The sequence below is a fragment of the Luteolibacter algae genome (assembly GCF_042683045.1).
Classification (GTDB): Bacteria; Verrucomicrobiota; Verrucomicrobiia; order Verrucomicrobiales; family Akkermansiaceae; genus Luteolibacter; species Luteolibacter algae.
On sequence record NZ_JBHUIT010000002.1, the window covers coordinates 109798 to 124621 of the forward strand.

Genomic DNA, 14824 nt, shown 5'->3' on the forward strand with positions numbered 1-14824 from the left:
GATCCGGAAAGATCTGTCTTTCATTTTCCACAGCTATTTTTTCTCACGAATAGAATGCAGATGAGAAAACAGATTCCCAATGCAAACAAAGGCAGGATTCCAGACTTCAGATCACTCCCGATAAACCAGGGATTCAACGGTGATTCCGGATTCAGATTCTGTGTCATACTGAAGGTCTTCAGCGCGAAAACCAGTCCCGCGTGAATCCCGATCGGTAGCCACAGCGCGTAAGTCCTGGTCCGGCACCAGGCAAGGATCAGGCCAAGCAGGGTCAGGGTCGCGAAGTCTGTGACGAAGAAAAGCGGATTGGTGAAGTGGCCCAGCGTGCTGCCGAGAATTTCAAAACCTGAATGCCAGGAGCGTGGATCGGCAATTTCCAATCCCCGGGGCGGCTTGAGAAAATGCAGGAAAGAAAACATCACCGAGCTCCCGATCCATGCGGTCCATAGCGAGCAGGCACGCAGCCATAGGCCAAGCAACAAGCCACGGAAAACCAGCTCTTCGATGAGCCCTGCTCCGAGTGCCGGAAGGAATGCCTTGCTGAAGATTTTTCCAAACTCCAGCCCGCCCCCATCAGGAACACTGGCTCCGAGCAGATTCAGCACGATCGCCAAGCCGCCAAGGACGCAGGCACCGATGAGAATCCCCGCACCCAGGTGGAGCAACCGCTCCGGCCAGCTGAGCTTCCGGAGCGCGTAATCCTCCAAATCCTTCCGCCGTGGTATTCGTTTCACACGCCGTATCAGCACCGGCAGAAAGACCAGAGCTGAAATCAACAACGCTCTGCTGAAAAACCGATCGAGCTTCGCGCGCTCCGCCGAGCCGGCGATTGATTCTATGACGGCAGGATAATCCTTGGTCTCTGCGCTTTCCGCCAAAGTTTTCCCGGCATCATAAAGATAGGGGGTAAACAGAGCAGCGGCAAAAAGTGCCGCAGCGAGCCACAGCACGATCGCTCCCGCTTCTGATTTTAGAAACCGAGTCATCCGATTTTGTCATTGCCGAAGTATGGCACCAGCGCCGCCGGGATCCTGATCGATCCATCCGGCTGCTGGCATTGCTCCAGCAGAGCGACGTAGAGCCGCGGCAATGCGGTGCCGGAGCCATTTAGAGTCGCCGGGAAGCGGTTCTTCCCATCCTTGTCCTTGAACCGGAGCTTCATACGGCGCGCTTGGTAATCGCCAAAGCACGAGCAGCTGGAAACTTCCAGATACTTCCCGTGGCCCGGCGCCCAGACCTCGATGTCGTAGGTTTTTGCAGCAGACTGACCAATATCCCCCGTGCATAGCTCGATGACCCGGTAATGCAGGCCAAGCTTTTGCAAAATGCTTTCGGCATGGCCGGTAAGTTCTTCCAAAACTTCAAAGCCTTTTTCCGGCTCCACCACTTGCACGAGTTCCACTTTATCAAACTGATGCATGCGGATGATACCCTTGTTGTCCCGACCGGCGGACCCCGCTTCACGGCGGAAGCACGGAGTGTAGGCCACGAGCTTCAAAGGAAGATCAGCCTCTGCCACAATGGTATCGCGGTAGAGATTGGTCACCGGCACCTCGGCTGTTGGGGCGAGGAAAAGTGTATTCCGTCCATCTGCCTCCGAAGGCTCGGTCCCATACATATCATCCTCGAACTTCGGCAACTGTCCTGTCCCTTCCATACACTCGCGAAGCACGAGGTGCGGCACATTTACCTCCTCATAGCCATTCCGGGATTGGGTATCCAACAGGAAGTTGATGAGGGCCCGCTCCAGACGGGCTCCTTTACCTCGATAGACCGCGAAGCCGGATCCCGAAATACGGATTGCGTCATCCCAGGAAATGAGACCGTGTGCCGCCGCCAGGTCCACATGATCCCTGGGCTCCGTGATCTGTGGCTTTTCGCCCCATTCACGCACCACCGGATTTGCTTCCTCGCTGTCTCCGACAGGACATTGCGGATGCGGCATATTGGGAATATTCAGCAAAAGCTCGGTCTGCTTGGCGGAAGCTTGCTCGGCGAGTTGATCGATTTTGGAAATCTCTTCATTGATCCCGCGGACCTCGGCTTCAATGGCGGAACTGTCCTCACCTTTGGCCTTCATCATGCCGATTTGCTTGGAGGTCGTCTTACGTTTGTTTTGCAGTTCCTGCTTCGCGGTTTCCGCGGCGCGGCGTGACTCGTCACAAGCAAGAACCTCATCGATCAATTTCCAATGATCTCCACCACGGGCTTTCAACCGCTCACGCACCTCTTCCGCCTGATCCCGAATGATTTTAATGTCCAACATTGCGCCAGCACTCTCATGGATTTGGCGAGGTAAAAGCAAGGGAAAGTCTCTCCGGGCTCCAAAGCAAACGAAGCCCCCGCTTCACCCCTATTTTCCGCGTCGCGGGCTGAGCCTTGAGGAAATGAATACCGCGATGAAACCGAAAACCGCGGAAACGCCTACCAAGCTGAGCGCCCGTGCATCATCGCCTACCTGCACACTCCGATAGATCGAAAGGGAAAGCGTCTCCGTGAGACCCGGAATAAAGCCGGCAACCATGACTGTCGCGCCAAATTCCCCCACCGCTCTGGCAAAGGAAAGCAGCACGCCGGCGACGATCCCCCGGCGGGCAAGCGGCAGGCTGATTTTCCAAAAAATGCGGACTCCGTTCCCTCCGAGGCTTTTCGCAGCTGCTTCAAGATGATCGGGGATATCCTCAAAGGCTGTCCGCAATGATCGCACCAACAGTGGAAAAACCATGACTGAGAGCGCCAGAACCACCGCCTTCCAGGTGAAAATGATTTCGATCCCCAGATGCTCGAACAACAGGGAGCCGATCCACCCCCGTTTCCCGAATAGCTTCAATAATAGCAGTCCGGTGGCCACCGGAGGCATGACCAACGGCATCATCGCCACCGTCTCGACCAAGGTCTTCCCGAACCAATTTTTCCGGGCTAATAGCCAGGCCAGCCACATCGCCAAAGGCAGGGCCGCGAAAATCGCCAAAGCAGCCAGGCCGAAGGTTAGCCCAAGCATCTGCCAATCGGAAAGAGTCACAAACGAAGGCTAGGTGCGGGAAGGCGGCGCAGGAAGATTTTTCCCAGAACGGACTTCGGAAACGCAATCAGCCTCATTGCGAATTCGTGGAACAGCCGTGGAACCCCCAAATTGATTAAGTATATATCATGGAACAATCGTGGAACAAATCCTTAGGGAGAGCAAAAACCATGTTTTTTCAGGACCTTCCGGGATTGATCTGATTGCAGGAATCTCAGAAATTCTGCGGCTTCGATCTGCTTCTTCGATTCGCGCACGATAATGCCGGGATACACAATTTCACCGGTTTTCTCAGCTGGCACCGGGAAGGCAATGCTCACCCTATTGCTGGACAACGCATCGCTACGATAGGTGATCGCCGCATCCACGTTGCCACTCTCAGCGACAAGAAGCGCAGCTCTGACATTTGGCAGAGAAATCATCTTTCCTTCGAGCTCCGGCCAGCTTTTCTCCGCCTCCAGCCACCGCTTCGCATACATCCCTGCGGGAACCGCCTTTGGATCCGCGATCGCAATACTCCTTATTTTCTTTAAATCTTCTGCGGATTCCATCGCCAATCCGCTGCCCTTCGGCAAGATGACAACGAGTTCGTTCCGAGCGATCACGCACCAGCTTGCCGGATCGACGAGTTTCTTCCGGATCAGAGCCTTAGCCGTCGCTTCGTCCGCGGAGATGAAGACATCTATTGGCGCACCTGCTTCGATCTGACGCGCGATGACATTGCTGCCAGAGAACGTGAGGCGGACTTTCCCGCCACTTTTCGCAGTGTAGATTTCCGAGATTTCCCCGATAGCATCGCTCATCGAGATGGCCGCACCCACCGTAATTTCCGCAGAAGCGGCGGCAGAGAATATACACAGGAAGGCCAGCGATGTTATCCAACGCATGAGCTTAGAAAGCGAAGTGAGATCTAGGCATAACTGCGCACAGAAAGCTTTACGCTCTCATAGTTGAGCTCTTCCTTGTGCAGCACCGGTGCTTGATCCGGACCTTTATATTCCCATGCGGAAACATATGCGAACGTCTCATCGTGGCGCTGTGCTTCGCCTGGCTGTGTTTTACCTTCTTTTACCTCCGGGCTATTTTCTGTGAACTGGTGCTCACCGCGGAAATGACCGCCACAGGATTCTTCGCGCTGGAGGGCATCGTGGCACATAAGCTCGCCAAACTCCAGGAAGTCGGCCACTCTGCCAGCCTTTTCCAGCTCCATGTTTGCAATATCGCCAGAGCCCGGGATGCGGACATTGTTCCAGAATTCCTCGCGGATTTCCGGAATGCGTTGCAATGCCTCCTTGAGCCCCTCGGCAGTGCGCTCCATGCCACATTTGTCCCACATGACCTTGCCGAGATCACGGTGAAAGGAATCGACCGTGCGCTTCCCTTGGATGGAAAGAAGTTTGGAGATACGCTCGCGGACCTCTCCCTCGACCTGGGTAAATTCGGAATCCGTGACACTAACCGTTCCGGGCTTCTGGGTGGCCAGGTAGTTCGCGATCGTTGTAGGAATAACAAAATAACCATCCGCAAGCCCTTGCATCAGTGCGGATGCACCAAGCCGGTTTGCGCCGTGATCGGAGAAATTCGCTTCGCCCAGGACATGAAGTCCCGGCACGTTTGACATCAGATTGTAATCCACCCAAAGGCCACCCATGGTATAGTGAACCGCTGGATAAATCATCATCGGGCGCTCATATGGATTCTCCCCGGTGATTTTGTCATACATCTGGAAGAGGTTTCCATATCTGGCGCGGATCGTGTCCTCACCGAGGCGTTTGATCGCATCCCGGAAATCCAAGTAAACGCCGAGACCTGTCGGCGCCACCCCGCGGCCATCGTCGCAAGCCTCCTTTGCGGCCCGCGAGGAAATATCGCGCGGCGCAAGATTTCCGAAAGACGGGTATTTCCGCTCAAGATAATAATCGCGATCATCTTCCGGGACATCGTTCGGATGAAGCTCTCCGGCGCGGATCTTCGCCGCTATTTCGCGGGATTTGGGAGCCCATACACGGCCGTCGTTCCGGAGGGATTCGGACATCAAAGTCAGCTTGGACTGATACTCACCGGAAACGGGAATACATGTCGGGTGGATCTGCGTGTAGCAGGGATTGGCAAACAATGCCCCGCGCTTTGCCGCACGCCACGCACCAGTGACATTGCAGCCCATGGCATTCGTGGAGAGGAAAAATACATTGCCGTAGCCACCTGTGGCGAGGATCACCGCATCTCCCGCGTGGCGCTCGATCGCGCCGGTGTTCAGATCGCGGACGATGATGCCCTTCGCGTGGCCATCGACTTTCACTATATCCAGCATTTCAGTGCGCGGATACATTTTCACACCGCCCTTGTGGATCTCCTTCTCAAGGGCTTGATAGCAGCCGATAAGCAGCTGCTGCCCCGTCTGACCGCGAGCGTAGAATGTCCGCGAGACTTGGGCACCGCCGAAGGAACGGTTGTCCAACAGCCCACCGTATTCACGCGCGAAAGGCACTCCCTGGGCAACGCATTGGTCGATGATGTTGTTGGAAACCTCCGCCAAGCGATAAACATTAGCCTCGCGGGAGCGGAAATCGCCTCCCTTGATGGTGTCGTAGAAGAGCCGGTAGACGGAATCGCCGTCGTTCCGGTAATTTTTCGCGGCATTGATGCCACCCTGTGCTGCGATGGAATGTGCACGGCGTGGAGAATCCTGATAGCAGAAGCACTTCACCTGATACCCGAGTTCTGCGAGGGTCGCAGCTGCAGCACCGCCAGCCAGTCCGGAGCCAACGACGAGAATCGTAAATTTCCGTTTGTTCGCGGGGTTGATGAGCTTGGAGTCCATCTTGTGCTTCGTCCACTTTTGCTCAAGTGGACCGGCCGGGATTTTGCTATCGAGTGACATGATGGTGTTTTAGGAAATTTATTTTACGATACCGAAAAAGATCGCGAGCGGGATGGAGATGAAGCCAGCCCAAATGACGATCGCGAAACCGACGGAAATTTTATGGATGAGCTCCCGGCTCTTCTTCGAGCGAAGGCCGAGTGTTTGAAAGATGGAGCCCACTCCATGGCTGAGATGAGAACAGAGAAGCGTCATGGCGATGATATAGAAAAGCACCACGAAGAAATTCAGGAAACCCGCCTCGAATCCGCGGATGACCATTCCATAGGCATCGAAGCGCTCGGGATCGAGGGGATCGACAAGCTCCGCATCATTATAGGTGACACGCACGGTGAAGTGGAGGAGATGGAAAATGACGAAGGCGAGGATCGTCGAGCCACTCCAGATCATGATTCTCGATGATTTGGACGCCTGAATGGTGGACTGGCATTCGTATTTATACTTACGCGCTGCTTTGTTTTCCCGGACGAGAAGAATCGTAGCCCAAACATGAAGCACAATGGCGACCAACAAACCGATGCGAGCCACCCAGATGAGTGCGCCGTGTCCGGCATCATGGAGGAACTCCGCGTATTCATTAAAAGCACCCCTACCGACGTAGATCAGTAGGTTTCCGGTGAGATGCCCTGCGAGGAAAAGCACCATGATCAGGCCGGTGACGGCGACGATCAGCTTTTTTCCGATGGAAGATTGCCAATAGGCGGCGGCACTGCGGGTAAGAGCATTCATTGTTTGGGAAAAATGGAGACGAGCTATTGTTGAGCGAGAACGTCAAAACCTCAAACTCTAATCGACAAACATCAAGGATGAATACCGTTTCCAACGGCATCCCGCTGCTTTTTCCCGCAACGCGCCGACGCTATTGCATTGATGGGAAATTCCCTTTTCGGAAAAAGCCACCGGGCAAAAAAATCCCCCGTTCCGAATCACGGGACGGAGGACATAGGAAAGATTAATCGAAGTAACCGGAGTGCCTAATCCTCGTCATCATCCATCGGAACCTCACGGTCGCCACGGCTGAGATGACGGAGATCCTTTGCATGCTCCAGGTATACCGCATCTTCGCCGATGTTTGCCGCCAGATCGCCAACGCGCTCCAAAGAGCGGACAATGAGAATCAGGTGAAGATATTCCTGGCTGCGGCCATCGGTATCCTCAATGCGGGCACCGAATTGTGCGGTTGCCTCCTTGTGCATCTGATCGAGTTCTTTATCACGGACGTGGAGCGATGCGCCAAGCTGCCCGTTACCATCGCTGAAGGCGGAAATCGCATCCCGCAGAAGGTGATCGGCCAGAGTGTAGAGCGGCTCGACGAGGGTGACATCGCCAAGCTCCGGCGTGGCCATGATTTTTTTTGCACGCTTGGCAATATTTGTGGCGTGATCGGAAATCCGCTCCAGGTTCATCGAGATTTTCATCGAAGAGACCACGAGGCGGAGATCCGTGGCGAGCGGATGATATTTGACCAAAATATCCATGCCCAGCTGGTCGATGGAGCGCTCCAGATCATCCACATCATCGTCATCAGCGATGACGGAGTTTGCGAGTTCCCGGTTACGTTCGAGCAAAGCCTGGATGGCACGTTCTAGGTTGTGCCGTGATTTTCCAGCCATTTTGAGGACTTCACTTTTCAGTGTGGTGATGGCGTGTTCGAAGTCACGGAGGATGTGTGGTGAGCTGTTCATAGCGGTAATTTTATTTAGCCAAATCTGCCTGTGATATATTCTTCGGTCTGCTTTTTCCCAGGATTGGAGAACATCTTAACCGTAGAGTCGTATTCGATCAACTCACCCATGTAGAAAAATCCCGTCTTGTCAGAGACACGGGTGGCTTGCTGCATGTTGTGGGTGACAATGACGATGGTGTAATTTTGTTTCAGCTCGTGGATCAGCTCTTCGACACGCGCGGTGGCGATGGGATCAAGTGCGGAGCAGGGCTCATCCATGAGAATAATGGATGGATCCACCGCGCAGGTGCGGGCGATGCACAGGCGCTGCTGCTGTCCGCCGGAAAGGCCAAAGGCGCTATCGTTGAGGCGATCCTTCACTTCGTCCCAGAGGGCCGAGCCGCGCAGCGCTTTCTCAACAATCTCATCGAGCTTGTTTTTGTCCTTCTCGCCCAGGATACGGGGGCCGTAAGCGACATTTTCGTAAATCGTGCGGGGAAACGGATTGGACTTCTGGAATACCATGCCGACCCGTCGGCGCAGCTCCACTCCATCGACTTCCGGATCATGAATCTCCATGCCTTCGATGTGGATGGTGCCCTTGGTGACCTTCGCACCCGGAATGAAATCGTTCATCCGGTTGAAACAGCGCAACAGTGTCGATTTTCCACAGCCTGAGGGGCCAATGAAAGCGGTCACTTCGTTACGTGCGATCTCCATGTTCACGGACTTGATCGCACGGGATTTCCCGTAGCTGAAATCGACATCCACACATTCGATGGCGTTTGTGGATAAATTGTTTTGCTCGCTCATATTAGCTGAACCTCCCTGTGATATAGGCTTCCGTCTCCTCCTGCCGGGGAGACTCGAAAATTTGCCGTGTTTTCCCGTATTCGATCAGTTTCCCCATGTATAGGAAAGCTGTGTTATCGGAGCAGCGGGTGGCTTGCTCCATATTGTGTGTCACGATGACGATGGTGAATTGCTTTTTCAGCTCTGTGATGAGCTCTTCGATTTTTAATGTGGCCAATGGATCAAGCGCGGCACAGGGCTCATCCATGAGCAGAATTTCCGGTTGATTTGCGATAGCCCGGGCGATGCAGAGGCGCTGTTGCTGCCCGCCGGAAAGGCCAAACGCACTATCGTGCAAGCGGTCCTTCACCTCATCCCACAGAGCCGCGCTCTTCAGCGAACGCTCCACGGTCTCATCCAGTTCCGCTTTCTTCGAGCGCCCTGCCACCCGTAGGCTGAAGACGACATTCTCATAGATGGATTTGGCAAACGGGTTGTATTTTTGGAAAACCATTCCGACGCGCTTCCGTAGCGAAATCACTTCTACCGAGGGATCGTAGAGACTCACGCCATCGATCCGGATGTCACCCTTATGGTGGACCCCGTCGATGAGATCGTTCATCCGGTTCATGTTCCGCAGCAGCGTGGATTTCCCACAGCCGGACGGGCCGATGAGTGCGGTCACCTGCTTTTCAGGGATCTGCATATCGATGCCGAATATGGCCTGCTTCTCTCCGTAGAAGAAGTTGAATTTATCCACCCGGATGAAGTCCGGGCAGCCGATGGTTTCGGGATTGGCGCTGGAGGCAGGCATGGAAAAAATGATTGATAAAAACTCCGGAAAACTAGGCGCATTAGAAGCTGCTGACGGCGAAACGTTTTTTAAGACGATTCCGAATCATGATTGCTGCCAGATTCAACGTAACGACAACGACAATGAGCAACAGAGCCGTGGCATAGACGAATGGCTTGGCCGCCTCCGCATCGGGAGATTGAAAGCCCAGATCATAGATATGGAAGCCTAGGTGCATGAACTTGCGCTCCGCATGGATGAATGGCGCGACATCATCGATGGGTAGCGATGGGGCGAGCTTGACCACACCCACGAGCATCAGAGGGGCGACCTCTCCCGCACCACGTGCCATCGCGAGAATCACCCCTGTCAGAATACCCGGCAAGGAAGCGGGAAGAACCACCCGCTGAATTGCCTGCCACTTGGACGCTCCACATGCCAGGGCTGCCTCCCGAACGCCGCGTGGCACCGCGGACAATGCCTCTTCCGTAGCTACAATCACCACCGGCAACGTCAGCAATGCCAGCGTGAGGGAGGCCCACAGAATGCCGGGAGTTCCAAACGTCGGAGTAGGCAGTTTCTCAGCGAAAAACGCCTTATCGACACCCGCGCCCACGAAGTAGACGAAGAACGCCAGACCAAACACGCCGAAAACGATCGACGGCACACCGGCAAGATTGTTTACGCAGATCCGGACGATACGCACCATCATCCCCTGCTTTGCGTATTCACGGAGATAGATCGCTGCGATTACGCCGAAGGGAGTCACGAAAAGGCTCATCACCAACGTCATCACAACGGTTCCGAAAATCGCAGGAAAGACTCCTCCTTCGGTGTTTGCCTCACGCGGGTCTTCCTTGAGGAACTTCCACACACGGTGGAGGGACTCCCCCAGCCGGCCGAAGAAGCCAGCCTGATTGGGCGCGAAAACGTCAAGCAACTGGCTCGCTGGAAGGGTTTTCTCACGGCCATCCGCCACGGTGTAGACCAGGCTGCTGGCAGCCATTTTTTCGTCGAGCTTCTCAGCCTCGCTCTTGAGTTTGTCGAATTCCGCCTGAAGCTCCGCCCGCTGTTCCGCCGCCTGATCTGCAGGAATTCGCCCAGATCTCTCTCCAAGCGAGATCTTCTCCATCGCCATGCTGATTTTACCAATTTCCTTGCGCTCGATGTGGAGAACCTTTTCACGGGTTTCCGCACTCTCGCTTAGCATGGTTTCCAGCTGCTCGGAGAAATTTGGATCGCCTGCTTCGATGCGTTTTCCATCCACCTCCATCGCGACCGCGGTGCCGATTGCCGGACCGTAGGTAAGCCGCTCCAACAGTAGGACATTCTCCTGAATTTCCCGCGAGAGAATATCGGAGGAATCCACATAGACGAAGGTCTCGCCGCTCAGATCCTTGTTGCCTCGGAAAATTTGCACCTCCTCGATCAGCTTGTCATCGCTGCCCTTCCGGCTTCTCGTTTGTGTGACATACCCGGAAATCAGTTCCGTGCCGCCATCCGCCTTTTTTACTCCGAAAAGCTCGATGTCCCTCGGCCAGAACGACGCAGCGCCCTTTACGAGTATCAGGAAGAATAGACCGAGCGCCATGACAACACCGATCGCCAGGCCAGCCGCAGTAAGCCAGACAAGTGGCTCGCCTCTACGCGACCGACCTGTGGTAGCAAAATGTTTGTTTGTGTTTGAAGGAATCGCCATATTCTAGACCACTTTATTTTTCTCACGCAGACGCTGACGGAGTATTTCCGCGATGGTGTTCATCACGAATGTCATTGCAAAAAGGACGACAGCGCCAAGGAAGAGCGTGCGGTAATGGGTGGAGCCTACGGGAGCCTCCGGCAGCTCCACGGCGATGTTTGCAGCCAGCGTGCGCATTCCCGAGAAGAGATTCCACTCCATGATCGGCGTGTTTCCCGTGGCCATCACCATGACCATCGTCTCGCCCACCGCGCGCCCGAAGCCGATCATCAGAGCGGAGAAAATACCGGAGGAGGCGACAGGTAACATCACGGTCCAGACCACCTGCCAGCGGTTCGCGCCAAGAGCGGCGGCTGCGGCTGTAAGGTTTTTCGGAACATTGGAAAGCGCATCTTCCGCGATAGTGAAAATGACCGGAATTACTGCAAAACCCATAATAAAGCCCAGCACCAGCGAGTTGCGCTGCTCAAAGTTTGTGCCCGTCACCTGCGGCCACCAGAGGCTGAAGTCCGCAATCTTTTCACCCGTATTCGGGTCCGTGTAGACAAAGAAGATCCTCTCGATCATCGGTCCGCTCCACCAGGCAATGAATCCAGCCAAGGCGAGAAAAGGAATAACGATCATCCACTCCGCCCCACCCTCGAAGCGATTCCTGAAGGCCAGTGGCATACGGCACCACAAATAGCCCACCAGAAGCGCGGTGGATGGGACGATGAGGATGATCATCATCACCGATGGCACTCTGTCATCGAGAATCGGAGCCAGCCAAAGACCGGCGAGGAAGCCCAATACCACGGATGGCAGCGAAGACATAATCTCCATGGTAGGCTTCACGACCCGCTTTACATTCGGCGGGAGAAAAGCTGCCGAAAAGACGGCTGCGAGCAGCGCAATTGGTATGGAAAAAATCAGCGCATACGCCGTTCCTTTCAAGGAACCAAAAATCAGCGGAATCAGCGATAACTTCGCCTCGAAATCGTCGGTGCCACCTGTGGATTGCCATTGGTAAACAGGGCCGTCACCACCCTCATACCAGACCTTTCCGAAAAAGGCTTTGAAACCTGCGTCCGGGTGATGGTCCTTCACGGCAAACTTACGTGCCTCACCGCTCTCGGAGGCAATCCAGAACGATTCACCCTTTGCATCCAGAATCGCTTTTGCCGGATCGATATCCACTTCCCCCTCCCAGCGCACTGCTCCGGAAGTGCTGTGCCGGATGGATAACTCGCGTCCGGACCCAGCCAGGAAAGTGCGATTGCGTTGGCTTTTTGCAAAAACCTTATGCCCCTCACCCACATTGGGAAACTCCTGGGTCATCCCGAAAAGTCGCTCGGACTGGCCCTCCGCGCGGTAAAGGCTCCATTGCTGCTGAGTGCCATCCTCAGCGGTAAGAATGGCTGAGACACCACCGAACAGAAAGTCCATCTGCGCCAGCTTGCCGCCGGCAAATGGGGAGAAAGACTGGCGCTTACTCGCCCCATCCGAATTCACCAGAAAATAAGAAATCTCCCCGGCATCGCTCGCGATGAGGACCATTTCGCCATTTTGGGATGCACGCATGAGCGCGACCTCTCCATTGATTTGTGGAGTGACGTCAATTTCATCGAGAAGTGAGAGTTTTTTCCCTCCGATTAGCCCACCCTTGAGCCCCAGACGCAGCATCTCAACGGTCTGTGTCTCACCACTTCCGCGTTTCACGGCGATCACACGGGAGCCGCCGCCATCCCCGTAGCTGAGATCCATAATAGCGCCTTCGCCTGCTTTCATCTCGAACCATGGCTCGGCAGTGATCTTTGGCTCCACTCCTTTGGCTTCTCCGTTTTCGAAAGCTCTTTTGTATTCCACCAAAAAGGAGCCAACCCGCCCGTCTTCCAAACCAAGTGCGACACGACGACTGACGGGGTCATAAGATGTCGCGGTCACATTCAGCCCTTCGAGGCCCGGGATTTGAAGCTCGGAGCGGGCACCGCTTTCTCCATCAATGAAAATCACCGTTTGCCCGCCGGAATAGAAAAACGGAAGCTTACCCCACTCATCCACGCCCAGAATCAATGGGCGGGTGCCACTGCTTGCGGAAGTCGTCTCGATGACTTCGCCCGGTTTGAACAACGGCACGACTTCTTTGCCGATGAAGTAGAAGATCCCGAAAACGGCAAGGATCACGCCGATACCGCCAAAACGAATAGCCCAGCCCATAAACCGATCGAACCACAAAGTGGCCTTTGATACTTCGAACCGCTTCGGATCCGGGCTGGAGGATGTTTCAGGCTTCATTGGATAAATTGGAGAAAATCAAACGCAGGCGGCTTTCCCGCAACGACGCCCGGTATATGCTTCCGATCCGGCATGGCGGGCAAATTGCCGTATGTGACAGAATCGTCACATAACCCCGTCGCGGACTATGTAGAATCGTCACAGCTCCACCAAACAAGAACCATTTCCTGTGACTTTTTCGTCAATGACGCTCCCCCCTTCATCAACATCGCAAACCGCATTCCCGTCTTCGAAAGGACCAATCCTGAATGAATCCACCAACTATTCGCAATACAGAAACTCCAAATAATATTAATATATTTTATTAAATAATTCATCATACCTTACCCTGGGTAAGACCCATTACCAAAGCTCCGGGTTTGCTCGTTTGGGACGTCCGACTGGCAAAATCACCTCATGCCCAGCCCATCCAAGCTGGTCATAATTCTCTCGGACTTTTTGTGGATTCCCCATGCCGGGACGCTATAAATAGGCATACATGGCGGAGAAGGTATAACAATAACTTTGATCGTAAAGCCAACAGCCGATGGCTGAGTATCCGTATCCCACGAAGCAGTGAGGCAGTCCACGAAGCCCTGCGACGAAGCCCTTGAGAATGCCAGGATCCTGATTCCAAAAAAGGGCGGGAACCTCACGGTCCCGCCCTCTGCGTTTCTTAAATTAACCTAACAACAACGTAGATAATTACTTGGAAAGCGCTTCAATCGTTTCGCTAGCAAGCTCGGTTGGCACCGGGTAGTAGCCATCTTTTTCAACAACCATCTGACCTTCTTTGGAAAGTGCGTATTTGAGGAACTCGAGCGTAAGCGTATCGAGAGCTTCGCCCGGCTTTTTGTTCACATAGACGATGAGGAAACGGGCAAGCGGATAGTCGCCGGAAAGCGCGTTCTCATAGGTCGCATCAAAGAATTCATCGCCTTCGGTGGAAAGCGGCAGAGCGCGAACCCCGGAAGTCTTGTAGCCAATGCCGGAGTAACCGAGCGCATACTGGTCACCGCCAACGCCTTGAACCACTGCGGAAGAACCCGGTTGCTCTTTGACTGTGGACTTGTAGTCGCCCTTGGAAAGCGCATGCTCCTGGAAGAATCCGTAGGTGCCGGAGGCCGAGTTACGGCCGAAAAGAGAGATCGCGCGGCCCTTCCAAGCGTCGAGACCGAGCTGACCCCAATCGCTGATTTCCTCACCACCTTTTTTGCGGGTGGACGAGAAAATGCTGTCAATTTGCTTCATGGAAAGCCCTTTCAGCGGGTTGTCCTTATGGGCAAAAACCGCGAGGGCATCAATGGCCACATTGATCTGGGTCGGCTTGTAGCCATACTTCTTCTCGAAAGCGTCGATTTCTTCCGCCTTCATCGGACGGGACATCGGGCCGAGCTGAGCGGTGCCTTCGATGAGCGCCGGAGGAGCAGTGGAGCTACCCTTTCCTTCGATCTGGATATTAACATTTGGATAAGCTTTTTTGAAACCTTCCGCCCAAAGAGTCATCAGATTGTTAAGAGAGTCGGAACCAATCGAGTTCAGGTTTCCGGACACGCCGCTAACCGTTTCGTAAGCAGGCATCGCAGGATCGATGTGCGATTCTTCTGCATTTGCGTTCATGGTGGCGAAGAGCGCTCCAAACAACATCCAACTTAGTTTTCTTTTCATAAAGTGTTCGTGTTACGTTTTTCCCTTTTGGAAGATTCCCTCCCAAAAGC

General features: G+C 54.3%; 12 protein-coding genes. All 12 read right to left on the bottom strand.

The features are described from left to right. Window positions 1–20 precede the first annotated feature (20 nt). Complete coding sequence (locus ACFSSA_RS01785; RefSeq protein WP_386818054.1) at window positions 21–986, bottom strand: CPBP family intramembrane glutamic endopeptidase; 966 nt, start codon at window positions 984–986, stop codon at window positions 21–23. Continuing rightward, a complete protein-coding gene (gene serS / locus ACFSSA_RS01790) occupies window positions 983–2266 on the bottom strand; it encodes a serine--tRNA ligase (protein WP_386818055.1) in 1284 nt (427 codons plus the stop codon). The genes ACFSSA_RS01785 and serS overlap by 4 nt, the downstream gene beginning before the upstream one ends. 87 nt (window positions 2267–2353) lie before the next feature. After that, complete coding sequence (modB, locus tag ACFSSA_RS01795) at window positions 2354–3022, bottom strand: molybdate ABC transporter permease subunit (protein ID WP_386818056.1); 669 nt, start codon at window positions 3020–3022, stop codon at window positions 2354–2356. A 152-nt stretch (window positions 3023–3174) separates the two neighbouring features. Beyond that, the gene (gene modA / locus ACFSSA_RS01800; RefSeq protein ID WP_386818057.1) at window positions 3175–3909 is read right to left on the bottom strand and encodes a molybdate ABC transporter substrate-binding protein; all 735 of its coding nucleotides are present in this window, start codon (window positions 3907–3909) and stop codon (window positions 3175–3177) included. A 23-nt stretch (window positions 3910–3932) separates the two neighbouring features. Continuing rightward, window positions 3933–5903, bottom strand: coding sequence for a fumarate reductase/succinate dehydrogenase flavoprotein subunit (locus ACFSSA_RS01805; RefSeq protein ID WP_386818058.1), 1971 nt, complete (start codon window positions 5901–5903; stop codon window positions 3933–3935). Window positions 5904–5921: 18 nt separating this feature from the next. After that, window positions 5922–6632 (bottom strand): succinate dehydrogenase cytochrome b subunit, encoded by a 711-nt coding sequence (locus tag ACFSSA_RS01810; RefSeq protein WP_386818059.1) that lies wholly within the window; start codon window positions 6630–6632, stop codon window positions 5922–5924. A 245-nt stretch (window positions 6633–6877) separates the two neighbouring features. Next, on the bottom strand, window positions 6878–7588 hold the full coding sequence (gene phoU, locus ACFSSA_RS01815; protein WP_386818060.1) for a phosphate signaling complex protein PhoU: 711 nt from the start codon (window positions 7586–7588) through the stop codon (window positions 6878–6880). Window positions 7589–7602: 14 nt separating this feature from the next. Next, window positions 7603–8382 (bottom strand): phosphate ABC transporter ATP-binding protein PstB, encoded by a 780-nt coding sequence (gene pstB / locus ACFSSA_RS01820; protein ID WP_386818061.1) that lies wholly within the window; start codon window positions 8380–8382, stop codon window positions 7603–7605. 1 nt (window position 8383) lies between these two features. After that, the gene (pstB, locus tag ACFSSA_RS01825; protein ID WP_386818062.1) at window positions 8384–9175 is read right to left on the bottom strand and encodes a phosphate ABC transporter ATP-binding protein PstB; all 792 of its coding nucleotides are present in this window, start codon (window positions 9173–9175) and stop codon (window positions 8384–8386) included. Window positions 9176–9215: 40 nt separating this feature from the next. Next, a complete protein-coding gene (pstA, locus tag ACFSSA_RS01830; RefSeq protein WP_386818063.1) occupies window positions 9216–10853 on the bottom strand; it encodes a phosphate ABC transporter permease PstA in 1638 nt (545 codons plus the stop codon). A 3-nt stretch (window positions 10854–10856) separates the two neighbouring features. Beyond that, entirely contained in the window at window positions 10857–13127 is a 2271-nt protein-coding gene (locus ACFSSA_RS01835; RefSeq protein WP_386818064.1) for an ABC transporter permease subunit, read from the bottom strand. Between the two features lie 684 nt (window positions 13128–13811). Continuing rightward, on the bottom strand, window positions 13812–14774 hold the full coding sequence (locus ACFSSA_RS01840; protein WP_386818065.1) for a PstS family phosphate ABC transporter substrate-binding protein: 963 nt from the start codon (window positions 14772–14774) through the stop codon (window positions 13812–13814). Between the last annotated feature and the right edge of the window lie 50 nt (window positions 14775–14824).